The sequence below is a fragment of the Prauserella cavernicola genome, from assembly GCF_016595675.1.
GTDB lineage: Bacteria > Actinomycetota > Actinomycetes > Mycobacteriales > Pseudonocardiaceae > Prauserella_A > Prauserella_A cavernicola.
The window spans coordinates 24630-47967 of sequence record NZ_JAENJH010000002.1 but is presented as its reverse complement, the minus strand read 5'-3'; the positions used below and the strand labels follow the sequence as shown (position 1 = coordinate 47967).

23 protein-coding genes are annotated in these 23338 nt (G+C 69.0%); 17 read left to right on the top strand and 6 right to left on the bottom strand.

The window, feature by feature from the left end:
* The first annotated feature begins 8 nt into the window (after window positions 1-8).
* The 10 genes from map to truA all read left to right on the top strand — a co-directional run bounded on the left by map (window position 9) and on the right by truA (window position 6109).
* Window positions 9-812, top strand: a complete 804-nt coding sequence (map, locus tag JHE00_RS06715; RefSeq protein WP_307831846.1) for a type I methionyl aminopeptidase — start codon at window positions 9-11, stop codon at window positions 810-812.
* 332 nt (window positions 813-1144) lie between these two features.
* On the top strand, window positions 1145-1366 hold the full coding sequence (gene infA, locus JHE00_RS06710; protein WP_005443304.1) for a translation initiation factor IF-1: 222 nt from the start codon (window positions 1145-1147) through the stop codon (window positions 1364-1366).
* 79 nt (window positions 1367-1445) lie between these two features.
* On the top strand, window positions 1446-1559 hold the full coding sequence (rpmJ, locus tag JHE00_RS06705; RefSeq protein ID WP_005443306.1) for a 50S ribosomal protein L36: 114 nt from the start codon (window positions 1446-1448) through the stop codon (window positions 1557-1559).
* A gap of 196 nt (window positions 1560-1755) precedes the next feature.
* Entirely contained in the window at window positions 1756-2136 is a 381-nt protein-coding gene (gene rpsM, locus JHE00_RS06700) for a 30S ribosomal protein S13 (RefSeq protein ID WP_200315958.1), read from the top strand.
* Window positions 2133-2321 (top strand): hypothetical protein, encoded by a 189-nt coding sequence (locus JHE00_RS34960; RefSeq protein WP_307831845.1) that lies wholly within the window; start codon window positions 2133-2135, stop codon window positions 2319-2321. The genes rpsM and JHE00_RS34960 overlap by 4 nt, the downstream gene beginning before the upstream one ends.
* A 17-nt stretch (window positions 2322-2338) precedes the next feature.
* Complete coding sequence (gene rpsK / locus JHE00_RS06695) at window positions 2339-2740, top strand: 30S ribosomal protein S11 (RefSeq protein WP_200315956.1); 402 nt, start codon at window positions 2339-2341, stop codon at window positions 2738-2740.
* 23 nt (window positions 2741-2763) lie between these two features.
* Complete coding sequence (rpsD, locus tag JHE00_RS06690; protein ID WP_200315954.1) at window positions 2764-3369, top strand: 30S ribosomal protein S4; 606 nt, start codon at window positions 2764-2766, stop codon at window positions 3367-3369.
* 118 nt (window positions 3370-3487) lie between these two features.
* The gene (locus tag JHE00_RS06685; RefSeq protein WP_200315952.1) at window positions 3488-4552 is read left to right on the top strand and encodes a DNA-directed RNA polymerase subunit alpha; all 1065 of its coding nucleotides are present in this window, start codon (window positions 3488-3490) and stop codon (window positions 4550-4552) included.
* Window positions 4553-4631: 79 nt separating this feature from the next.
* Window positions 4632-5198, top strand: a complete 567-nt coding sequence (gene rplQ, locus JHE00_RS06680) for a 50S ribosomal protein L17 (protein WP_200315949.1) — start codon at window positions 4632-4634, stop codon at window positions 5196-5198.
* A 71-nt stretch (window positions 5199-5269) separates the two neighbouring features.
* Entirely contained in the window at window positions 5270-6109 is an 840-nt protein-coding gene (gene truA / locus JHE00_RS06675) for a tRNA pseudouridine(38-40) synthase TruA (RefSeq protein ID WP_307831844.1), read from the top strand.
* A gap of 59 nt (window positions 6110-6168) precedes the next feature.
* On the opposite strand, the gene JHE00_RS06670 is transcribed toward truA, so the two are convergent.
* Both JHE00_RS06670 and eccE read right to left on the bottom strand, forming a co-directional pair.
* Window positions 6169-6891 carry a hypothetical protein gene (locus JHE00_RS06670; RefSeq protein WP_200315947.1) on the bottom strand — a complete coding sequence of 241 codons (723 nt, stop codon included), beginning with the start codon at window positions 6889-6891 and terminating at the stop codon, window positions 6169-6171.
* Window positions 6888-8129, bottom strand: coding sequence for a type VII secretion protein EccE (gene eccE / locus JHE00_RS06665; protein WP_200318227.1), 1242 nt, complete (start codon window positions 8127-8129; stop codon window positions 6888-6890). The genes JHE00_RS06670 and eccE overlap by 4 nt, the downstream gene beginning before the upstream one ends.
* 451 nt (window positions 8130-8580) lie before the next feature.
* Here eccE and eccB point away from each other — a divergent pair, with 451 nt between their 5' ends.
* Entirely contained in the window at window positions 8581-10185 is a 1605-nt protein-coding gene (gene eccB / locus JHE00_RS06655; protein ID WP_200315945.1) for a type VII secretion protein EccB, read from the top strand.
* Window positions 10186-10372: 187 nt separating this feature from the next.
* Here eccB and JHE00_RS06650 read toward each other — a convergent pair whose 3' ends face one another.
* Both JHE00_RS06650 and eccD read right to left on the bottom strand, forming a co-directional pair.
* Window positions 10373-11941, bottom strand: coding sequence for a type VII secretion-associated serine protease mycosin (locus JHE00_RS06650; RefSeq protein WP_307831843.1), 1569 nt, complete (start codon window positions 11939-11941; stop codon window positions 10373-10375).
* Window positions 11942-11982: 41 nt separating this feature from the next.
* A complete protein-coding gene (eccD, locus tag JHE00_RS06645; protein WP_200315940.1) occupies window positions 11983-13377 on the bottom strand; it encodes a type VII secretion integral membrane protein EccD in 1395 nt (464 codons plus the stop codon).
* A gap of 273 nt (window positions 13378-13650) precedes the next feature.
* Here eccD and eccCa point away from each other — a divergent pair, with 273 nt between their 5' ends.
* The 4 genes from eccCa to JHE00_RS06625 all read left to right on the top strand — a co-directional run bounded on the left by eccCa (window position 13651) and on the right by JHE00_RS06625 (window position 20605).
* Window positions 13651-17670 (top strand): type VII secretion protein EccCa, encoded by a 4020-nt coding sequence (gene eccCa, locus JHE00_RS06640; protein WP_200315938.1) that lies wholly within the window; start codon window positions 13651-13653, stop codon window positions 17668-17670.
* 73 nt (window positions 17671-17743) lie between these two features.
* Window positions 17744-19624 carry a type VII secretion-associated protein gene (locus JHE00_RS06635; RefSeq protein WP_200315936.1) on the top strand — a complete coding sequence of 627 codons (1881 nt, stop codon included), beginning with the start codon at window positions 17744-17746 and terminating at the stop codon, window positions 19622-19624.
* 321 nt (window positions 19625-19945) lie between these two features.
* Complete coding sequence (locus JHE00_RS06630; protein ID WP_200315934.1) at window positions 19946-20263, top strand: WXG100 family type VII secretion target; 318 nt, start codon at window positions 19946-19948, stop codon at window positions 20261-20263.
* 54 nt (window positions 20264-20317) lie between these two features.
* Window positions 20318-20605 (top strand): WXG100 family type VII secretion target, encoded by a 288-nt coding sequence (locus JHE00_RS06625; RefSeq protein WP_200315932.1) that lies wholly within the window; start codon window positions 20318-20320, stop codon window positions 20603-20605.
* Between the two features lie 60 nt (window positions 20606-20665).
* Here JHE00_RS06625 and JHE00_RS06620 read toward each other — a convergent pair whose 3' ends face one another.
* Together JHE00_RS06620 and JHE00_RS06615 are read right to left on the bottom strand one after the other, a co-directional pair.
* Window positions 20666-21223, bottom strand: coding sequence for a DUF4333 domain-containing protein (locus tag JHE00_RS06620; protein ID WP_200315930.1), 558 nt, complete (start codon window positions 21221-21223; stop codon window positions 20666-20668).
* Window positions 21224-21267: 44 nt separating this feature from the next.
* Window positions 21268-22215, bottom strand: coding sequence for a hypothetical protein (locus JHE00_RS06615; protein ID WP_230423149.1), 948 nt, complete (start codon window positions 22213-22215; stop codon window positions 21268-21270).
* Between the two features lie 182 nt (window positions 22216-22397).
* On the opposite strand from JHE00_RS06615, the gene rplM reads away from it, so the two are divergent.
* Both rplM and rpsI read left to right on the top strand, forming a co-directional pair.
* On the top strand, window positions 22398-22850 hold the full coding sequence (gene rplM / locus JHE00_RS06610; protein WP_200315928.1) for a 50S ribosomal protein L13: 453 nt from the start codon (window positions 22398-22400) through the stop codon (window positions 22848-22850).
* 14 nt (window positions 22851-22864) lie between these two features.
* Entirely contained in the window at window positions 22865-23335 is a 471-nt protein-coding gene (gene rpsI, locus JHE00_RS06605) for a 30S ribosomal protein S9 (protein ID WP_200315926.1), read from the top strand.
* Window positions 23336-23338 lie beyond the last annotated feature (3 nt).

Sequence of the window (23338 nt, the reverse complement as noted above, 5' to 3'; positions counted from 1 at the left end):
GTCTTCGGGTGCCGCGGTGGTTGCGCCGCGGCGATCGGATCGAGATCAAGACCCGTGGCGAGCTGGAGGCCATGCGGGAGGCGGGCCTGGTCGTGGCCCGCACTCTCGCGCTGGTCACCGAGGCCGCCAAGCCGGGTGTGAGCACGGCCGAGCTGGACGAGCTCGCCGAGCAGACCATCCGCGACGCCGACGCTGTTCCCTCGTTCAAGGGCTACCACGGGTTTCCCGCGTCGATCTGCGCGTCGCTGAACGAGCAGATCGTGCACGGCATCCCGTCCGCATCCCCGACGCTGTCGGAGGGCGACCTGCTGTCGGTCGACTGCGGCGCGATCCTGAACGGCTGGCACGGGGATTCCGCGGTCACGATCGCCGTCGGTGACGTGGCGGAGACCGATCGCAAGCTGTCGGCAGCCACCGAAGCCGCGATGTGGGCCGGCGTCGAGGCGGTCCGTCCCGGCGCGCGGCTGACCGACATCTCGTTCGCCGTGGAGTCGGCGGCGCTGCAGGCTTCCGAGACCGACGGCATCGACTACGGGATGATCGTCGAGTACGGCGGCCACGGCATCGGCAGTGAGATGCACATGGACCCGTTCCTGCCCAACGTGGGCAAGCCGGGCAAGGGCCCGGTGCTCAAGACCGGCATGGCTCTGGCCATCGAGCCGATGCTGACCGGCGGCTCCGCCGAGACCCTCGAGCTGGACGACGGCTGGACGGTCGTGACCGGCGATGGTTCGCGCGCCGCGCACTGGGAGCACACCGTCGCGGTGACCGCCGACGGCCCCTGGGTGCTGACCGCCCCCGAAACCGCCTGACCGGGCGACGGCCCGCTCCGCCGGCTACGGCGACGGAATTTCTGCCCTTCGCGTTTCACCTGGTCAGCGACTTTTCTCGCTCGCCGGAGTGCTCTGGTGACGGTGTTATCATTGACAGCGTGCGACAGCTCGTCGTCGCGCTCCTACCACAAGTGGCCCCCGATTGGGGACCTTGACACAGGGTGCGTAGACTATCTAGCTGGCGTGCCCATCACGTCGATTCCATCGCGCTTGTGAAATGCACTGTTGTTCCTGGGGCATTGGAGTCGGGGTGGCGTGCGTGCCGGTCCAGTAAGCACTCATCGCTCAACCAATCACGAAACGCGGAGGATATGGCGAAGAAAGACGGGGCCATCGAGGTCGAAGGCCGCGTGATCGAGCCGCTTCCCAACGCGATGTTTCGCGTCGAGTTGGAGAACGGCCACAAGGTCCTAGCCCACATCAGCGGCAAGATGCGGCAGCACTACATCCGCATTCTGCCTGAGGACAGGGTTGTCGTGGAGCTTTCGCCCTACGACTTGTCCCGTGGTCGCATCGTCTACCGCTACAAGTGATCACGGAGAGCGTGGCAGGGGTTGACCGCCCCTGCCGTTGGGCGCGCAGCAACTCAGCACGAGCAGGAAAGCAGGAGACGTGAAGGTCAAACCGAGCGTCAAGAAGATCTGCGACAAGTGCCAGATCGTCCGCCGGCACGGCCGGATCATGGTGATCTGCGACAACCTGCGGCACAAGCAGCGGCAGGGCTGATCGCAAGCACTCGTTCCAGAGTGGCTTGACACGTCAATACCTCCCCGCACCTGCCGGGCCGTACGGCCCGGTTCGCCCCCGGACTTCAGGCCGGGGCCGGGACACCACCCGCGAAAGCGGGTGGACGACAGCGAGTCGTCCCGGGATGGACGGGGAGCAGACCTGGAGAGACGACTAACAAGGAGCACACGCGCCAATGGCACGACTCGCTGGCGTCGACCTCCCCCGCGAAAAGCGGTTGGAGATCGCGCTTACCTACATCTACGGCGTCGGCCGTACCCGCTCCAAGGAGCTCGTCGCCGCGACGGAGCTGAACGCGGACACCCGCGTGAAGGACCTGAGCGACGACGACCTCGCGAAGCTGCGGGACTACATCGAAGAGAACTTCAAGGTCGAGGGTGACCTCCGCCGCGAGGTCAATGCCGACATCCGTCGCAAGATCGAGATCGGGTGTTACGAGGGTCTTCGGTGGCGCCGCGGACTGCCCGTCCGTGGGCAGCGCACCAAGACGAACGCCCGTACCCGCAAGGGCCCGAAGAAGACGGTTGCCGGCAAGAAGAAGGCGGGCAAGAAGTGAGCGTCCGGGGCAACAAGGTCGTGCAGATCGGCGCCAGCCAGCGCCGTGGCACCGCCTCCTGCGTCTCGCCGAAGGCTCTTTACGCCCGCCCGATGGCGCTGCGCCAGCTGTACACCGATGCCGGTTCCGTGATCCGGCGCGGGCAGCGTGAGGCCGCAGCAGCCCACCAAGAGAACTCGCGGTAGAGGAGAAGCACCCAGACATGCCTCCCAAGGCTCGTACCGGCGCCAAGAAGGTCAGGCGCAAGGAAAAGAAGAATATTGCTCATGGGCACGCCCACATCAAGAGCACGTTCAACAACACGATCATTTCGATCACCGACCCCAACGGTGCGGTGATCTCGTGGGCCTCGTCCGGCCACGTCGGGTTCAAGGGCTCGCGTAAGTCCACCCCGTTCGCCGCGCAGATGGCCGCCGAGAACGCTGCTCGCAAGGCCGCCGAGCACGGCATGAAGAAGGTCGACGTGTTCGTGAAGGGTCCCGGTTCCGGCCGGGAGACCGCGATCCGCTCGCTGCAGGCCGCCGGCCTCGAGGTCGGCACCATCCAGGACGTGACCCCGCAGCCTCACAACGGCTGCCGCCCGCCGAAGCGGCGCCGGGTCTGAGGAACGGGGAGGAGTAAGCACACATGGCTCGTTACACCGGCCCCGCGACGCGCATCTCGCGTCGCCTCAAGGTTGACCTCGTTGGCGGCGACCAGGCTTTCGAGCGTCGCCCCTACCCGCCCGGCCAGCACGGCCGTGGCCGGATCAAGGAGAGCGAGTACCTGCTTCAGCTTCAGGAGAAGCAGAAGGCTCGCTACACCTACGGCATCCTCGAGCGCCAGTTCCGGCGCTACTACGAGGACGCCGCGCGCCGCGCAGGCAAGACCGGCGAGAACCTGCTGCAGATTCTCGAGTCCAGGCTGGACAACGTGGTCTACCGCGCCGGGCTCGCCCGGACGCGTCGTCAGGCCCGCCAGCTGGTCAGCCACGGCCACTTCGTGGTCAACGGCCAGAAGGTCAACATCCCGAGCTTCCGGGTGTCCAAGTTCGACATCATCGACGTGCGGCCCAAGTCGCTCCAGATGCTGCCGTTCGTGGCCGCCAAGGAGGCGATGGGCGAGCGTCCCATCCCCGCGTGGCTGCAGGTCGTCCCCTCGACCCTGCGCATCCTCGTGCACCAGCTGCCCGAGCGCGCGCAGATCGAGGTTCCGGTCCAGGAACAGCTGATCGTCGAGTTCTACTCGAAGTGATCCGCGTCCCGGCTCTGTCCGGGCACGGATCCGGCGGCGGCGCCGTGGAGTGCGCCGCCGCCTACGCCACACCTTTCGGCGTCATATGGCGGGCGTCGGCAGGAAAGGAAGAAGGAAAGTGCTGATTTCCCAGCGGCCGTCTCTCGGCGAAGAGACGGTCAACGAGACTCGCTCCCGGTTCACCATCGAGCCGCTCGAGCCGGGCTTCGGCTACACGCTCGGCAACTCGCTGCGGCGCACGCTGCTCTCGTCGATCCCGGGTGCCGCGGTCACGAGCATCCGTATCGACGGCGTCCTGCACGAGTTCACCACCGTTCCGGGGGTGAAGGAAGACGTCACCGAGATCATCCTGAACCTCAAGGAGCTCGTGGTGTCCTCCGAGGAGGACGAGCCGGTCACCATGTACCTGCGCAAGCAGGGCCCCGGTGAGGTCACCGCGGCCGACATCGTGCCCCCGGCCGGTGTCACCGTGCACAACCCGGACCTGCACATCGCCTCCCTCAACGGCAAGGGCAAGCTCGAGATCGAGCTCGTCGTCGAGCGTGGCCGCGGCTACGTTCCCGCGCTGCAGAACAAGCAGGCAGGCGCCGAGATCGGCCGGATCCCGGTCGACTCGATCTACTCGCCGGTGCTGAAGGTGACCTACAAGGTCGAGGCCACTCGTGTCGAGCAGCGGACCGACTTCGACAAGCTGATCCTGGACGTGGAGACCAAGCCGTCGATCACGCCCAGGGACGCCGTCGCGTCGGCCGGTAAGACGCTCGTCGAGCTCTTCGGTCTCGCCAGGGAGCTCAACGTCGACGCCGAGGGCATCGAGATCGGCCCGTCGCCGCAGGAGGCGGACACCATCGCCGCCTACGCGATGCCGATCGAGGACCTGGACCTCACGGTCCGGTCCTACAACTGCCTCAAGCGCGAGGGAATCCACACGGTCGGCGAGCTGGTCTCGCGCAGCGAGGCCGACCTGCTCGACATCCGCAACTTCGGCGCGAAGTCGATCGACGAGGTCAAGATGAAGCTCGTCGGCCTCGGCCTCACGCTGAAGGACAGCCCGCCCGGGTTCGACCCGACGGCCGCCGCGGCCAGCTACGACGGTGAGGGCTGGGGAAGCGACGTCGCCGACGGACTTTCCGAAGTTGGCCACGACGATGGCCAGGATTACGCAGAGACGGAGCAGCTCTAAGACCGGGGCAGACGGTCCGCGGTGGTTATCCACTGTGGACCGTCCGGTCGTGAGGCTGAGTAGCTAACGAGGAGAACCGATGCCCACCCCCACCAAGGGACCCCGTCTCGGTGGCTCGCCGTCGCACGAACGGCTGATGCTGGCGAACCTGGCCACGTCGCTGTTCGAGCACGGCAAGATCACCACCACCGAGGCCAAGGCCAAGCGCGTCCGGCCGCTTGCCGAGAAGCTGATCACCAAGGCCAAGCGGGGCGACCTGCACAACCGGCGTCAGATCATGCGGGTCATCCGCGACAAGGACGTCGTGCACAAGCTGGTCGCTGAGATCGGACCGTTCTTCGTCGACCGCCCCGGCGGCTACGTCCGCATCACCAAGACGCTGCCGCGCAAGGGCGACAACGCCCCCATGGCGGTCATCGAACTGGTGGCGGAGAAGACCGTGACGGCTGAGGCCGAGGCGGCTCGCAAGACGAAGTTCGCCAAGGACGACAAGGCCGCCGAGGCCACTGAGGCCACGGAGGAGACCGACGCCAAGGCCGACGAGGCCGCCGCCGAGGCTCCCGCCGACGAGGCCAAGGCCGACGAGGCAGCCGAGGACAAGACCGACGAGCCGGCCGAGCAGGCCGACAAGAAGGACGAGTCCTGACGGCACCGCACGTTCCGAACGAGCCCGCCACTCCCACTCGGGAGGGCGGGCTCGTTCGTCTTCGCCTCGATGTGTCCTACGACGGCACGGATTTCTCGGGCTGGGCCCGGCAGCCGGGGCGGCGCACGGTCCAGGGTGTCCTCGAGGATGCGCTCGCCAAGCAGCCTCCCGGCGCCTCAGTGCCCCGCTCCGTGGTCGTGGCGGGCCGGACGGATGCGGGGGTGCACGCGAGCGGTCAGGTCGTCCACGTGGACGTGGAGCCGATGTCCGGTGAGCCGTCGTCGAGGCGGCTGACCGTCGACGACCGCGGGATCCCCGACCTGGAGCGCATGCGGCACCGGTGGAACCGGATCCTGCCCGCCGACGTGCGGGTGCTCGGCGCGCGGATCGCTCCCGAGGGGTTCGACGCGCGCTTCTCCGCCACGCGACGGCACTACCGCTATCAGGTCTCGGACGCGCCGTGGGGCGTCGATCCGCTACGCCGCCACGACACGCTCGCGTGGGGACGGCCGCTGTCGGTCGAGGCGATGAACGACGCCTCGCAGGTTCTGCTGGGGCTGCACGACTTCGCGGCCTACTGCAAGCAGCGCGAGGGCGCGACGACGATCAGGGAGCTGCAGCGGCTCAGGTGGCGCAGGGTCGCCGAGCACGAGGTCCACGTCGAGGTGTCGGCGGACGCGTTCTGCCATTCGATGGTGCGCAGCCTCGTCGGGGCGCTGCTGCTGGTGGGCGACGGCCGCAGGACAGTGGGCTGGCCGGGCGACGTCCTGGACAGTCAGGTGCGGGAGAGCTCCGTGGCTCCCGCCCACGGGCTCACCCTCGTGCGCATCGACTATCCGCCGGACGCCGAGCTCGCCGCGCGCGCCGAGCAGACCCGCAACGTCCGCACCGCGCTCCCCGGAACCGAATAGCACCCGAACGGCGAAAGGCCCCGCATCCTCGGATGCGGGGCCTTTCGCCGTTTCGTCGGTCAGTCGCCTCGGCGGACGGGGCCGAGGATCTGCTTCTCCCTGGCCGTGGTCACCAGGCGCAGCGGGCGCCAGAGGTTGCGGCCCAGCGCCACCACCTGGTCGTCCTTGAGCGTGGTCAGCTGACGCATCATCTGCGGCGGCAGGCGCCAGATGCGGGCGGCCAGCTCGGCCTGACCCGCGGGCAGACGCTGCATCAGCACGAGGTCCGCGGCGTTGGCCATCGCGCCCGCTTGCGGGTGCAGGTAGGGCAGCACGTACACCGTCGTCTGCCACGGCGAACGCGGCGGGAACAGGTCCTGCGGAGTCGGGCCCCCGTCGTGGACGACGAGCAGCGGGGCGTCCTCGGACGGCCTCGGCAGTTCCACCGGCGAGAGCCTGCGGATCTGCACGAGCGGCGAGGGCTGGCCGTTTGGCTGCGTGCCCGCGGCCTGCGACAGCACGTGCCACGCGGTCGGGCGACCGGTGGCCACGACGACCCAGGCGCCGACGGCCATCGCCCGCAGCGCCACCTGACGGGCCAGGTACAGCCCGCCGACGAGCACGATCCTCGTGGGCGCCGAACGCAGCGCGGAGATCGTCAGCGGCTCGCCCTGCAGGCCGGAGCCGAGCACGATGCCGCCGCGGTCGCCGGAGGGGCTGATCGCGTCGAGCAGCTCCGGGTCGACGATGAACTCCGGCGCCACCCCGAGGTCCTGGTTGGCGTCGTGCACGCGCGAGCTCATGCCGCGCCTCCCATCGGCAGCGTCGAGGCGAAGCCGGCGGCCTGCTTGCCGCGCAGCGGGGTGAGCGACACGTCGAGGCGCTCGGCGGTGGTGTTGAGGCGCTGGTCGGCGGCCTCGAGCTCCCGTGGGTTGCGGGCGCTGACTCTGACGATGCCGCGCAGGCCGATCTTGCCCTCCTCCTGGGACGGCGAGATCGCCATCGCGACGGTCGCCGACAGCGCCCTGACGCTCGTCAGACCGTTGAGGCTGTTGGTGATCTTGCCCTTCGGCCAGTTGGTGATCGCATAGCTGGCGTGGCCGATGCCCGCCGCCGTGACGCCGGTCCAGCGCTCGGTCATGCTCACCTTGTTCGCCGAACCGGCGACCCCGGTGAGCTCGGCGGCCGAGATGCCGGCGCGCAGCAGCTCGTCCGGGTTGAGCGGCCGGGTCGGCACGCCGCGCGACTCGAGCGCGTTGCGCACGCGCGACAGGGCACCCATCAGCGCACGGTGCGCGCCGACGACGCCGCCGCCACGCTCGCGGATCGCGGCGGGGCAGCGCTTCGGGTCGAGCTTGATCGACACCCATGTGGTGCGCCGTGCAGCCGCCGTGAGCGGGCCGAGCACCTCCATGTACGAGCTCAGCGCGGGCGAGTCCGCGGGCAGCGCCGCGCTGCCCGGGTAGCAGTGCCAGGTCATCTGGATGGAGTCGAGCACCACACCGCGGTCCTCGAGGCACGGCGCCAGCGCCGAGAGGGGCAGGCTCGGCGCACCGCCGGCCTGCGAGATCAGCGCGGGAGTCGGCTCGACCAGCAGCACCGCGGTCCAGGTGCCGTCGTGCCAGGCGAGGCCGACCTCCTGGTGCTCGTGGTCCTTGCCCTGCGCGACGACGAGGTCGGGCAGGGCGAGCCGCAGAAGGCTGACCCTGGCGTCGTCGGGTCCGATGACGCCGTCGTTGTCGTCCTCGGCCGCGATCGACTCGAGTGAGGTCGGTGTGGGCGGAGTGGCGACCCGTTCGTGGGAACGGAAGGTGTAGCGCGCGGTGAGTCCAGCCCATTGGGTGAACCACTGGCCGCCCCAGCGCAGGAACGCGAGCACCAGCGCGATCACCACGACGCCGATCGCGACGTAGAGCAGACCGTCGTTGATCGCGAGCAGGATCAGCCCGATGGCGAGCCCGATCTCGAGCAGCACGACGTTGACGACCGGCAGCGGGCCGAGGCTCGCGCCGAAGGAGCGCCGCCGCGCGGGCGGTGCGATGCGCGGCGGGGCCGACTGCTGCGGTGGCTGCTGACCGGGCGGAGGACCGCCGGGGCCACCAGGGCCACCGGGCCCACCGGGACCGCCTGGTCCACCGGGTCCCCCCGGACCTCCCGGCCCACCAGGACCGCCGGGTCCTCCCGGTCCGCCGGGGCCTCGCGGGTTCCTCGGCCCTCCCGGGCCGCCACCGGAGCCACCAGGTCCTCGAGGACGCTGGGGCGGTCCCGGAGGCCGCCCCGACGGCGGCTGGGACCCAGGCGGGCCCGGCGGACGTGGAGGAGTGGTGACGGACATCCGCGCGTTCTCTTCCCCTCGATTTCGTGCACTTGAGCTGACAGCCGGTCCCGAAGGGCCGAACACTAGCCGGAGTTGGTAGAAACCAACACCAGACGGTCCCGCGCACGGCTATCCTGCGGAACCGTACCGCGACTGGGAGAGCTGTAGGTCGAGAATGCCGTCAACACCGACAACAAAGTCACAAGTCCAGGCGTATCAGTTCGTGCTGCGGCGCATGCAGTCCGCGCTGGTCCGCAAGGACGCGGTGATGTTGCACGACCCGATGCGCACGCACTCGCGTGCCACGATTGTCGGGGTTGTCCTGAGTGCGATCGCCATGCTCGGTTTCGTCATCTTCGGGATCTTCAAGCCCGCAGCCAAGGCGCCCGACTCCGGGATCGTCATCGGCGAGCAGTCCGGCTCGATCTACGTGGTCGCCGGGAGCCCGAAGAAGCTGATCCCCACGTTCAACATGGCGTCGGCGCGGCTGATCCTCATGGGACAGCAGCAGTCGGGTGAGGGTGAGCAGGGCGGCAACCAGCAGGCGGCGGCTCCGGCCGAGGTCCCGCCCGCGGAGGTCGTTCCGGACGAGCAGCTCCAGGACATCCCCCGCGGACGGCTGCAGGGCATTCCCGACGGTCCCGACCTGATCCCGTCGAAGGACCAGATGATCTCCTCCAGCTGGGCGGTGTGTGACGAGGTCGAGCTCGACACCTCGCTGAACCCGTCGGAGCAGTTCGACCCGTCGACGCGGGAGACCACGGTGTTCGGCGGCGTGGACAACCTCGGCAGGGAGCTTGCCAAGGAGGAGGCGCTGCTCGCCGCCGCGGACGACGGCCGCACCTATCTCATCTACCGCCAGAGCGGCGATGGCAACACGGTGCGGGCCGCGGTGGACATGGACGACAGCGCGGTCACCTCGGCACTGAACCTCCAGTCGGTGCAGGTGCGCAAGATCTCGATGGGGCTGCTCAACGCCATCCCGGCGGTGGGCGACCTGAGCGTGCCGGACATGGACAACCTCGGCGGCACGCCGCAGTTCAACCTGAACGAGATGAGCGTGGGCTCGGTGTTCCGGATCGAAGACACGACGGGTGTCGAGTTCTGGGTCGTGCTCGACACCGGCATCCAGCAGATCCCCGCGTCGCTCGCGGAGATGATCCGGTTCACCGAGTCGACATCGGACGAGCTCCCGACCATCGCCCCGTCGAACACGCAGGCCGTGACCAAGTTGCAGGAGGGAACCCCGGGCGCGCTGAACGTCAGCCACTACCCCGAGATCGTCCCGACCGTGCTCAAGGCCGACACGAGGCCCGTCAGCTGCCTGGGCTGGAAGGTCCAGGGCGAGGGCGCCGAGCGCGATGCCAGGACGGCCCTCTACGTGAACCCGGAGCTGCCCGGCCCGAAGAACGACCAGGGCGAGGTGCAGCGGGTCAAGATCGGTCAGCCGAGTCCGGACGGCTGGAAGGTGGAGTACTTCTACATGCAGCCGGGCTTCGCGGCCGCCGTGCGCGGGGCCACCACGAAGGAGACCTTCGAGCGGGGCAGCATCCAGCTGATCTCCGACCGCGGCGTGCGCTACGGGATCCCGAACGACGCGACGGCGGCGGGCCTCGGCCTGTCGGCGGACAGCCTGAAGCCGGCGCCGGAGTCGATCATCAAGCTCCTGCCCGTCGGAGCATCGCTCAACGCCCAGGACGCCCAGCGGACCTACGACGGCGTGCAGTTCGATCCCAGCACGGGCTCGTTCCCTGACGACGCCGCGGCCGCGGGTAACTGAGCCGCACGTACACCTCTCCGCCAACGGCCCGGGTCCTCCCAACGAGGACCCGGGCCGTTGTGCTGGGCGGGCCTGTGCGGGCACACAGCCACGCGTTGGGGAGCGTCCAGCGTGGACAGCGAAGGACCCCGGGGCCGTGGTGCGGTCCCGGGGTCCTGGTCGCTCTGTGAGGCGGTGAGCGGGCCTGTCAGGCGGTGCGGTTGCGGCGGATCGTGTGCACCACGAACAACGTGATCAGCAACGCCATGAGCGCACCGCCGGAACCGGCGAGCGCCACGATCATCGGCGTCGAGCTCTGGTCGTTCGGCGGCGGCATGTCCGAGGGCAGTGCCACGGCGGAGGCGGGCGCCATGCCCTCCTCCTCGGGCACGGTGGCCGTCAGCGCCGCCATCGGGTCGATCACGCCGTAGCCGACGAAGTTGTCACGACCACCGGGTGCGGCGGGGTGCTGTGCGGTGGTGGTGATGCGGTTGATCACCTGCTCCGCGTTCAGGTCCGGGTACTTCGCTCGCACGAGCGCGGCGAGCCCGGCCACGTACGGCGCGGCGAAGCTGGTGCCCTGGATCTTCTGCGGGTCACCGTTCTCGATGGTCATGTTCGCCAGGCGGTCCGAGCCCTGTGCCGGGTCCAGCGAGATGATGTCGGTGCCGGGAGCGGCGACGCTGACCCACGGTCCGTGGACGCTGAACTCGGCTACGCCGCCGGTCTGGTCGATCGCGCCGACCGACAGCACGTCGTCGGCGAACCACGGGGGCGTGACGATCGTGCTCGGGTTGTTCGGGTCGCCCTCGTTCTGCGGGCACGCCTCGCTGGTGTTGCCCGCCGCCGAGACGACGACGATGTCGTTGGCCACGGCGTTGGCGACCGCGGCCTGCAGCGCCCGCTCACCCGAGGTGATGGGACCGGCCGGCCTGCAGTTGTTGATCGAGATGTTGACGACGTCGACGCCTCGGTTGGTGGCGTTGACCACAGCCTGGGCGAGGGTGTCGAGCGTGCCCGCCGAGCCCGCCTCCTCCTGGGTCCGGCCGCCGCCGTCCTGAGCGGGGTCGGTCTGCGGGTCGCCCGCACCGGAGCCGCCACCGTTCTCACCCTCGTTGCCGCCCTCGCCGCCGTCGCCGTTGTCCCCGCCGTTGCCATCTCCACTGGGTGGAGGCTGGTTCTGACCGTCGGTCTCCTCGTCGAACTCGTAGTTCTGGCTCGACTGCCGGATGGAGATGATCTCGACGTCGGGCGCCATGCCCTTGAACCCAAGGTTGCTGGGGGTGTTGGCCGCGATGATGCCCGCGACCTCGGTGCCGTGCCCGTCGCAGTCCTCCATGCCGGGCTGGCCCTTGTTGGCGACGTAGTCACCGCCCGGCTTGACGCGGCCCTGGAAGTACGGGTGGTTGTTGACGCCGGTGTCGATCACGGCGACCTGCACCGGCTGGCCGCTGTCGGCGAACCGGCCGATCGAGCCGGTGGTGTTCTGCATCAGCTGGTGCACCTCGGCGAGGCGGAGGTACTGCTGGCCCCACGGGGCGTTCTGCAGGACGACGTCCTGGCTGAGGTCACGCTGGACGCAGCCGGTCTCCTGGCGGTACGGCTTGTCCGGGACGCCTCCGTCGGAGGGAACGGGCTCGCCCGCGAGCGGCGGCGGCACCGCGTACCCGGTGTCCTGCGCGGCGGCCGGAAGCGGCACGATGCCCGGCCCCAGCGCCCCGAGCGTCGCCGCGAGCAGCAGCGCCGATGTTCGCCGCAGCGGTCCGGCGGAACGCACGCGTGACCCCCTAGAGCTCGAGACTGATCGGTCGGTTCTGCTCATCCGATGCCGAGGTGGCGAAGCGTCGAGTAGAGCCCCATCACCGCGAGCGCCAGCGGCAGCACTGTCGCGATGCAGATCGCCTCGATGATCTCCACCGTGCGGCGCATCGGCGGCGAGAAGCGCTGGTCCGGGAACACCACGCCGAGCACGAGCGCCGCAGCGGCGAGCAGGATGAGGGCGCCGAAGATCCAGAGGATCCGGCTGGAGGCGTCCGCCATCCAGATCCAGCCGATGAGGATGCCGCCCGCCGACACGAGACCCGTGGTGAGCAGCGCGACGGCCTGGCTGCCGTTGGCGTAGGCGCGGGCGCGCAGCAGCAGCACGAGCGTGGCCACGATCGCGGTGATGATGCCCCAGATCTCGGGCGAGGTCGCGGTGATCATGGCCGAGATCGCGGTGACGGCGCCGCAGCCGACCAGCAGGCCGGTCATGTAGTTGTGGGCGACGCTCGTGCGGCGCTCGATCGCCGAGTAGTCCGGGTAGCCGCTGTCCTCTTTGAGCTCCTCGGCGGTGCCTGGAACGTGGGGCAGCGGCAGCTTGGCGAGCCAGATCGTGGCCCTCGGCAGCATCGAGATGCCTGCCAGCGCGACGGCGGCTGTGCCCGCGGCGATGCCGGCGGCGGGGTGAGCGACGAGCGTGGCGACCAGGAACGCGATCAGGCCGAGGACACCGGCGGTCGCGGCCGCGATGAACGTCGTGATGCCCGTGCCCATGATGAGGATGCAGACCGCGGCGACCACCACGACCAGCGCACTCGCCAGCAACAGGTTCGCGCGCACCGACACGTCGGGCACGATGTAGAAACCACTGACGAACGCCAGTGGCAGACCACCGGCCGCGGCGATCAGCACACCTGTGGACTCGGCCTGGTAGGCCTTCGACAGCGTGGCGCCCACCGCGATGCAGGCGATGGCGCCCACTCCGGCGGTGATGGCGGCGGCCAGCCCGTTGCCGCCGTTGAGGGGACCGCCGAAGAACAGGGCCAGCGCCGCGAGCACGAGCGCGAGCCCGCCCGCGATGTGGCCGATCCGCTGGGCGGTCTCCTTGGTCCACGGCCGGAAGCTGTCGGGCTCGGCCTCGGCGATGGCGTCGACGACGTCGTCGTAGAGCGGGGGCGGCGGGTTCTCGTTGCGCTTGCGCAGCTGCAGCAGCTCACCGTCGATGACGCCGAGCGAGGCGAGCGTGCGGCTCGGCTCCAGCGGGGCGTCCCCGAGCTTGGCCAGCGCCCAGCCGCCGTGACGAGCGCCACCGTCCGGGCTGACTTCCTTGGCCATCTCCAGCAACATGGGCAGTAGATCGGCCACCGCCACGTCGGCGGGCAGCGCCACGTCGATACGCGTGCGCGGTGCCACCACCGTGACCCGGCTGAATACGGTCGTGCCCGTTGCCACGTCTTTGCCCCCTACCTGGAGATATCGCTGCACGGTACTTATACCGCCTCGCGGAAAATACCCGCCGAAGGGCCATCGGGTCAGGCAAACCGGCCCCACGGAGTGGTCATGCAGCCCTAGTATTAGCGCACCTGGGTCAAGCGTGGGGTCACTTCAGGTGAATGTGCCTACTCGGGCGGTCTGCGCCCGCGAGCAGCTTCGTGTTCGCTACCGTGTGGGCTCGGCCTGGCACCTCACGGGCCTGTCGTCGCCGAGTTGAAGAGGGGTCTTTCGGTGAGCACGCTGCAGTTCAAGCGGTCGCCACGGCTTGCTGCTCCGCGGCCGCCGGGTGGCGAGGTCCACCTGGAGCCGCCGCCCGAGGTCCCCAGGACCATTCCCGGCAACATCCTCATGAAGATCCTTCCCGTCGTCATGGTCGTCGCCATGCTGGGCATGGTCGCCTTCATGTTCACGTCCGGCGGGGCGGCAGGACGCAGCCCGTTCTTCCTGATGATGCCGCTGATGATGATGATGTCGATGGTCGGCATGTTCGCGGGCGGCGGTCGCGGTGGCCAGCAGAAGAAGGCCGAGATGAACGAGGACCGCAAGGACTACCTGCGCTACCTCGGTCAGATGCGCGACAGGGCCCGCGAGGCGATGGTCGACCAGCGCGCCTCGCTGGAGTGGGTGCACCCGGACCCACAGACGCTGTGGTCGATGGCCTCGACCCGCCGCATGTGGGAGCGCAGGCAGAGCGACCAGGACTTCCTGCACCTGCGCGTCGGCCGCAGCTCGCACCGGCTGGCGACCCGCCTGGTGCCGCCGCAGACCGGACCCGTCGACGAGCTCGAGCCGATCGCCACGCTGGCGCTGCGCAGATTCGTGCGCGCCCACTCGATCGTGCCCGACCTGCCGACCCAGATCACCCTGCGCGGCTTCGCGGCCGTCGGCATGCAGGGCGACAAGCAGCTCACGCGCGGCCTGACCAGGGCGATGCTCGCCCAGCTCGTGGCCTTCCACAGCCCCGACGACGTGCTGATCGGCGTCGCCACCGCGGGCAGGGCGAAGGAGGAGTGGGAGTGGGCCAAGTGGCTGCCCCACGCCCAGCACCCGACCCTGTCCGACGGCATCGGCCAGATGCGCATGATGGCCGGCTCGCTCTCCCAGATCGAGCAGTGGCTCGACGAGGAGCTGCGTGAGCGCCAGCGGTTCTCCCGCAACGCCACGCCGCCGCCGGACCAGCCGCACGTCGTGCTCATCATCGACGACGCCGACGTCACCGGCGAGGAGCAGATCCTGCTCGAGGAGGGTCTGGTCGGCGTCACGATCATCGACCTGTCCGACTCGGTCGGGAACCTCGCGGCCCGCCGTGGTCTGCGCCTGGTGGTCGAGGAGGACCGCCTCGGTGCGCGCAGCGCCGGCGGGGTCGAGTGGTTCGGACGTCCCGACACATTGAGCCTCGTCGAGGCGGAGGCGTTGTCCCGCAAGCTCTCGCCGTACCGGATGGGCTCCGCCGCCGCCGAGGACAGCGAGGAGCAGCCGCTGCTGTCCAACCCGTCGCTGCTGGAGCTGCTCGGCATTCCCGGCGACCCGATGACCTTCGACGTTCAGCAGGCCTGGCGCCCGAGGCCCGTTCGCGACCGCTACCGCGTCCCGTTCGGCGTCGGCGAGTACGGCCAGCCCGTCGAGCTGGACATCAAGGAAGCCGCGATGGAGGGCATGGGCCCGCACGGCCTGTGCATCGGCGCGACCGGTTCCGGTAAGTCCGAGTTCCTGCGCACGCTCGTGCTCGGCATGCTCGCCACCCACTCGTCGACGACGCTCAACTTCGTGCTCGTCGACTTCAAGGGTGGTGCGACGTTCATGGGACTGGACAAGTCCCCGCACGTCTCCGCGGTCATCACCAACCTCGCCGACGAGGTCACGCTGGTCGACCGTATGAAGGACGCGCTGGCCGGTGAGATGAACCGGCGGCAGGAGGCGCTCAAGAACGGCGGCAACTTCAAGAACGTGTGGGAGTACGAGAAGGCGCGCGAGAACGGCGCCGACCTCGACCCGCTGCCCGCGCTGTTCATCGTCGTCGACGAGTTCTCCGAGCTGCTGTCGGCGAAGCCGGACTTCATCGACCTGTTCGTCGCGATCGGCCGCCTCGGTCGTTCGCTGCAGATGCACATGCTGCTCGCCTCCCAGCGACTGGAGGAGGGCAAGCTGCGTGGTCTGGACTCGCACCTGTCGTACCGGATCGGTCTGAAGACGTTCTCGGCCGCGGAGTCCCGCGCCGCGATCGGCGTGCCCGACGCGTTCGAGCTGCCGTCCGTTCCCGGTGGTGGCTACCTCAAGTACGACACCTCCACGCTTGTGCGGTTCAAGGCGTCCTATGTGTCCGGTCCGTACCGGCCTGCCGGGATCAAGGCAGCCGCGCCTGGCGCGAAGGTGGTGCGCGCCGACAAGCGGCCGCAGCTGTTCGTGCCAGACTTCGTGGAGTTGCCGAGGGAACCGGAACCGGAGCCCGAACCCGAGGTCGTCGAGCAGCCGAAGAAACCGGAGTCGGAAGAGGCCGTCGAGCCCAGCGAGCTCGACGTCATCATCTCGCGGCTGATCGGCCAGGGCCCGCCCGCGCACGAGGTGTGGCTGCCGCCGCTGAAGGAACCGAACTCGCTCGACACCCTGCTGCCGAACCTCAACCCCACCGACGACAGGGGACTGTCCCCGGTCGGGTTCTTCGGCAACGGCAGGCTGCAGGTGCCGCTGGGCATCGTGGACCGGCCGTACGAGCAGCGGCGAGACCCGCTGTGGGCTGACTTCTCCGGCGCCTCGGGTCACGGTGTGATCGTCGGCGGCCCGCAGTCGGGCAAGTCGACCATGCTGCGGACGCTGATCATGTCGATGGCGCTCACGCACACGCCCGAGGAGGCGCAGTTCTACTGCATCGACCTCGGTGGTGGCACCCTGGCCGGGCTCGCCGGCCTGCCCCACGTCGGCGGTGTCGCCGTCGCGCGAAGGGAACCGGACAAGGCCCGCCGGATCGTCGCCGAGCTCACCACGCTCGTCAACGAGCGGGAAGCCCGCTTCGGCTCGCTGAACGTCGACTCGATCAACGACTTCCGCAACCGCAAGCGCCGCGGCGACATCACGGCCGAGCAGGACCCGTTCGGTGACGCGTTCCTGATCGTGGACGGCTGGCGCGCGCTGCGCGACGACTTCGACGAGCTGGAACCGCAGATCACCAAGCTCGCCGTGCAGGGCCTCACCTACGGCATCCACGTGGTGATCTCGTCCAACCGGTGGGCCGACATTCGGCCCGCCATCAAGGACATGCTCGGCACGCGGTTCGAGCTGCGGCTCGGTGACCCGAGCGAGTCGGACATCGACCGGCGCGTCGCGGTCAACGTCCCCGCGGGACGTCCGGGCCGAGGGCTCACGAGGGACAAGCTGCACCTGCTCGGCGGGCTGCCGCGGATCGACGGCTCCAGTGACGACCAGGACATGGGTGCGGGCGTCAGCGACGCCGTGGCCAAGATCAGGTCCGCGTGGACGGGCAGGCTCGCGCCGCAGGTCCGCCTGCTGCCCGAGCACTTCGAGTACGACGAACTGCTCCTGCAGGACAAGCGCCGCGACTCGAAGCTCATCCCGATCGGTGTCAACGAGGACGAGCTGGCCCCGGTCTACCTCGACTTCAACGCCGATCCGCACTTCCTCGCCTACGCCGACGGCGAGTCGGGCAAGACGAACCTGCTGCGGCAGATCGTCAGGGGCATCACCGACCGCTACACCAAGAAGGAAGCGGTCATCATCCTCGTCGACTACCGGCGCACCATGCTCGGTTATGTCGAGGGCGACCAGCTGCTCGGCTACGCGGTCTCGGGCAACCAGCTCGACGGCATGGTCAAGGAGATCGCCGGGTCGATGGCCAAGCGCCTGCCCGGACCCGACGTCACGCCGCAGCAGCTGAAGGATCGGTCGTGGTGGACCGGTCCCGAGCTGTTCGTCGTCGTCGACGACTACGACCTGGTCGCCACGTCCTCGAACAACCCGCTGCGCCCGCTCTCGGAGTACCTGGCGCAGGCCAAGGACGTCGGTCTGCACATGATCGTCGCCCGGCGCACCGGTGGTGCGGCGCGCAGCGGTATGGACCCGATCGTCGGCAAGCTCAAGGAGCTGGCGATGCCGGGCATCGTGATGAACGGGTCCAAGGACGAGGGTCAGCTGCTCGGCAACGTCAAACCGAGCCAGATGCCGCCGGGCCGGGGTGTCTTCGTCAGCCGCAAGGTCGGCAAGCAGCTGATGCAGATCTCCTGGATAAATCCGGAATGACACTGCGGCGGCGCCACTCGGGTCGGTCTGACAGAGTGGCGCCCGTAGTGTCGGCGACTGGCGGGAGCGGCTGGTGACCTTTCGGGTGGCGGTGGACTTCGGTACATCGAGCACCTGTGTCGTCGCTTCGGTGAACGGTCGTGAACCTCAGGTCGTCGTGGTCGACGGCCAGCCGCTGATGTCGTCGGCGGTGTACGCCGCGCAGGACGGAACCCTGTTCGTCGGCCAGGAGGCCGAGCGTCAGGCCGCCGTCGATCCGTCGCGGTTCGAGCCCAACCCCAAGCGCCGGATCGACGAGGGTGAGCTGCTGCTCGGCGACTCGGTGCTGCTGGTGACCGACGTGGTCCACGCGGTGCTGGCCCGTGCGGTCGCCGAGGCGCGCAGGCTCGCGGGCGGGGCCGAGGTGAACCTGCTCGTGCTCACCCATCCCGCGGACTGGGGCGCGGTGCGCACCCGGCTGTTGCGGCAGGCCGCCGGACGGCTGGCCCGCGAGGTCGCGCTGGTGCCCGAGCCCGTCGCCGCGGCGGTGTTCCACGCGGCGACGTTCACGCCTGCTCCGGTCAACCAGGAGCGCACGGTGGAGTTCAGCGGCAAGCCTGGCGACTCGCTCGCGGTGCTGGACCTGGGCGGCGGCACGATCGACGTCAGCGTGGTGCGCAGGGCGCCGCAGGGCGACCGGCGTGGCGGGTTCGAGGTGCTGGCCACGCGCGGCGACCCGAGCTTCGGTGGCGCCGACATCGACCAGTCGCTGCTGGAGCACGTCGGTTCGCTGGTGTCCTCGGCCGACCCGAAGGCGTGGGAACAGCTGGTCCAGGGCAGAGAGCTCGTCGACCGGCGGCGACGGCGAGTGCTGCGCCAGGACATCAGGGGCGCCAAGGAGACGTTGTCCAGGCACGCCTACACCGACGTGCCGATGCCGCCGCCGTTCGCGGACGCGCACGTGACGCGTGAGGACCTCGAGCGGCTCGTGGCCGCTCCGCTGGGCAGGGCCGTCGAGCTCACGAGTGCCACGATCGAGTCCGCGGGGCTGCGGCCCAAGCAGCTCACGGCGATCTTCCTGGTCGGAGGGTCGAGCCGGATCCCGATGGTGTCGCGGCTCGTGCACGAGCGCACCGGGGTGGTTCCGACCACCCTCGACCAGCCGGAGACGGTCGTGGCAAGGGGAGCGCTGCGGGCGGTCCAGGTCATCCCCGACCGCACGGGCGCCCTGCCAGGAGCACAACCCATGCCGCGCGGGCCCGCGTCCGAGCAGCGCACCAAGGTCGTCACGGCCCCGGGCTTCGGCGGTCCTGCCCGTCCTGCTCAGGGAGCGCCGCGGATGCCGCGCCCTCCCGTCGCGAACGCGCCGGGCAGGCCGTCGCCGCCGAGGGGGCAGCCTGCCCTCACCCCGCCTCCCGCTCCCGAACCGCAGGCGCGGCCCGCGCGCACGCGGTTGCCGTGGCTGGTGGGCGGCGCGCTGGTGCTGGTGGCCGTCGTGGCGACGGTGTTGGTGGCCACGCTCTCCGGCGGCGAGGAGCCGCCGCAGGGCCGCACGTTCGCGCAGTACTCGTACCAGTTCGTCGCGCCGGAGGGCTGGACCCAGACCGGGGACAACGTCGCCGACCGGCAGGTGATCGTGAAGCCGGGCGACGCGCAGGACAAGGACGACCTCGTGGTGGTGCAGGAGTTCGTGCTGTCCTACGACGGTGGCGCCGAGCGCGACCGGCTGGCCGGTGTGCTGCGCGACGCCTCGGGCGGCGACCCCGAGCGATACAGCGGTTTCCAGGACCATCACCAGTACGCGGGCAAGGACACCATCCACTATGTGGAGACCAAGCCCGCGGCCACGGTCAACTGGTACGTCGTGGCCCAGGGGACCGCACAGGTCAGCATCGGCTGCCAGGAGGCGGACAACCCGCAGCGTGTGCTCACCGCGTGCGAGCAGATCGTCAGCACCCTCGAGATCACCAACTGAGCGACTTTCGCCGCTACTTCGCACGAGTGAACAATGTGTCGCCCGAATTAGCGCAAGCGAATGCGCGAGTGACTATCCATGCCGTATCGGCACAGTGCGAAAACTGTTGGGGTGCAAGGCTTTTCGGGCGACAGATGCGCAGCTCGGGGTGGATGTTCACCTCGCGGTTCCACTCTGGTTCCGAAGTGGAGCATTCACGCTAGCAACTACTTGCGCACATACCGCGACAACGTGGAACCGAACATGGCAATGTCTTCGTCGTAGAGCCAGTACGAACACAACGCAGTACCGGCGAACCACGAACGAAGGGGGTCATCTCAGATGGCAGGCGGCTTTACCGGGACACCGGAACAGTTCCAGCAGGCTTACCAGGACGTCGACCAGATCAAGGGGTCGATGGACCAGAACCTCAACACGCTCCGCAGCAACATCGAGGCCACGCAGGCCGGCTGGCAGGGCGAGGCGGCCAAGGCGTTCAACAACGTGATGGCGTCTTTCGACGAGAAGACTCGGAAGCTGAACGAGGCGCTGGCCAACATCGGTGAGCTGCTCCAGCAGTCCGGTGTGAAGTACCAGCAGGCGGAAGAGGAGCAGAACTCCGCCATCGGCAACATCGGCAACGCGCTCGGCGGCCTCTGAGCCCGCTGACCGGCCCTTTCGACTTCCCAGACTTACTACTCAACGGAGGCACCAATGCCCAACGGCATCGTTGTTGATTACGCCACCATCCACACCGCGGCTGACGACTGCAACAAGACCGGCGGCGAGCTCGACGCGCTGTTCGAGGACCTCAAGTCCCGTCTCGCCCCGCTGGTCGACAGCTGGTCCGGTGACGCCATGGACGCGTGGAACCAGGTCCAGAACGAGTGGAACCAGTCGCTCGACGAGCTGAAGCAGGTTCTCGCGCAGATCGCCACCGCGCTGCCGCAGATCGCCGACGGCTACCAGTCGACGGACAAGGGCATCCAGGGGATGTTCTGATCCAGCAGTGACGAACCGGGCCCGGCCGAATCGGCCGGGCCCGGTTCGTTTTTTGTCTGTCTACTTCGGAGCGCCGACCTCGTACTCCGGCTTGTCGTTGAGAACGCGGATCGCGACGGCCTTGCGCTTTCCGGCCACCTGGACCGAGCACTCGAAGGTGTTGCCGGTCTGGATCTTCTGGTCGGCAGGGCATTCGACGCCGGAGACGTCGTGCTCGCCGTAGCTGTCGCGCAGCACGGTGGCCACGTTGTCCTGTAGCGACTGCTGCTGCAGGACGTCGCCGCGGAAGAGCCCGCCGAACCAGGCCGCCGCCGCGCCGCCGCCGAGCACGACAACGACGACGAGCCCGATCACGAGGGGCTTCTTGGATCGTTTCGGTTTGGCGGGCGGCTCGCCACCGAACGCGCCGAGCCCGCCGTACTGCGACTGGAAGTTGCCGCCGAAGTTGCCTGGCTGCTGCGGTTGCTGAGCCTGCTGGTGTTGCTGAGGTTGCTGCGGGTACTGATGTTGCTGAGGCTGCTGCTGGCCCGGGTACTGCTGCTGGCCCGGCGCCGGGTAGCCGTGGCCTGGCGTCTGCGGCTGCCACCAGCCCTGCGGCTGGCCGGGTGGCTGTGTCATCGGGTTCCCCTCGTGCGCTGGTGAGCTGCGGACCGGATCGGTGCTCAGCCGCCGCTGGTGATCTCGTTCATCCGGTCGTAGAACTCGTCGACCTGCGCGTCGGTCTTCAGCGCGGTCACCTGGTCGTCCGGTGGGATCGTGGGCAGCGACTCCTCGGTCGGCGGCTCCAGCACCTGGTAGTGCTCCTTGATCTCGATCTCGTGCCCGCCCCCGGAGATCAGGCCGTTCATCTCGATCTCCTTGAGCCTGCCCTCCGGGTCCAGCTTGATGCGGGTCTCGATGACTTCGTCGCGCATCTCTTCGCTGATCGGCTCCAGCGCCCAGTCGGGCAGGATCACCACCCGCTCCTCGAGGAAGTCGCGCAGCGTGACCTCCGCGGTGAGTTCGACGCTGCCGTCCCGCAGGCTCTTCGCCTGTTTGGCGGCGTTGCCGTTCTCGAGCGAGGACTGGACGGTGCTGAGCATCCGGCACACCGCGGTGTAGCCACCCCAGAAGCACACGCCGTAGCCGGCGTTGTCGTAGGGAATCGACACCCAGGTGGTCGGCGCGAGATCGGCGTACACGGGGCCGAGCAGCGTGTACTCCACGTCGCTGCCCGCCGGGTGGTAGTAGTCCCGGTAGTCGGCGGAGTCGCGGTTGGAGTGGTTCTTGAACAGGCGCGACGGCGGGCTGCCGACCTGGATCGCGGTGACCGTGTTGTCGGACTTCTTGTCGTCGATCCGGGTGTACGACCGGTGGGTGCTCTGCCGCGGCTCGTTGGCGGAGAGGTCCTCGTCGAGCCGCTCGAGCGTCGTCGAGAACTTGGCGGTGACGTACTCGGCGGCCGCGTCGCCGTCGGGGATCGCGGTGCCCTCCCTGCCGCCTGCCGCGCACGACGCGGTGAGCAGCAGTACCGCGCCCAGAGCGGCGAGTGTCCTCGACCGTCGCCGCGTCAACGGCCCCTGGCGCGGCTTCGGGCGTGCCTTCTGGCGCGCCTTCAGGCACTGTGTCATTGCCGACCCCCGGAATGTCTCGTCGCGGCGCGCTGCCGGAGACATTAGTATGTGGGGTGCTCCTGCACCCCGGCTTCACCCACTCCAAGGCGACCGGGTATCTTCATTAGCTGTTGTGCTCATGAGCGCCTGCGCTCAGCCCGCACGGACCCCACACGCAATGTTGACGACGAGGTAGACCCTTGCCCACGTACAGCCCCAAGCCCGGCGATGTCACCCGTGCCTGGCACGTGATCGACGCCGAGGATGTCGTGCTCGGCCGGCTCGCGACCGAGGTCGCCACGCTGCTGCGCGGCAAGCACAAGCCGACCTATGCCCCGCACGTGGACACCGGTGACTTCGTCATCATCGTCAACGCGGACAAGGTGGCCCTCACCGGCAACAAGCGCGAGCAGAAGTTCGCGTACCGCCACAGTGGCTACCCCGGCGGTCTGCGTAAGCGCTCCTTCGGCGAGCTGCTCGACACCCGCCCCGAGCGGCTGGTCGAGAAGGTCGTCAAGGGCATGCTGCCGAAGAACAAGCTCGGCCGCGCCCAGGCGAAGAAGCTGAAGGTCTACGCGGGTGCCGAGCACCCGCACGCCGCGCAGCAGCCGCAGCCGCGTGAGATCTCCAAGATCGCTCAGGTTACCCAGTGAGTGAGGAACAGTCTGTGACCAGCACCGAGACCGAGGCCGCCACCGACGCGGCCGTGACCAGCGAGACGCCGGCCGCGCCGAGGCCGTCCCGTGCCGCCGGTGGCGCCGCGCAGACGGTCGGCCGCCGCAAGGAGGCCGTCGTCCGGGTGCGTCTCGTGCCCGGTTCCGGCCAGTTCAAGCTCAACGGCAAGCCGCTCGACGTGTACTTCCCCAACAAGGTGCACCAGCAGCTCATCCGTGAGCCGCTCGTGACGGTGGAGAAGCCCGAGTCGTTCGACGTCTTCGCCAACCTCGACGGCGGCGGCATCTCCGGCCAGGCCGGTGCGCTGCGCCTCGCGATCGCGCGTGCGCTCGCCGAGATCGATGGTGACGACCGCCCGGCGCTGAAGAAGGCCGGCTTCCTCACCCGTGACGCGCGTTCCACCGAGCGGAAGAAGTACGGCCTCAAGAAGGCCCGTAAGGCTCCGCAGTACAGCAAGCGCTGACGC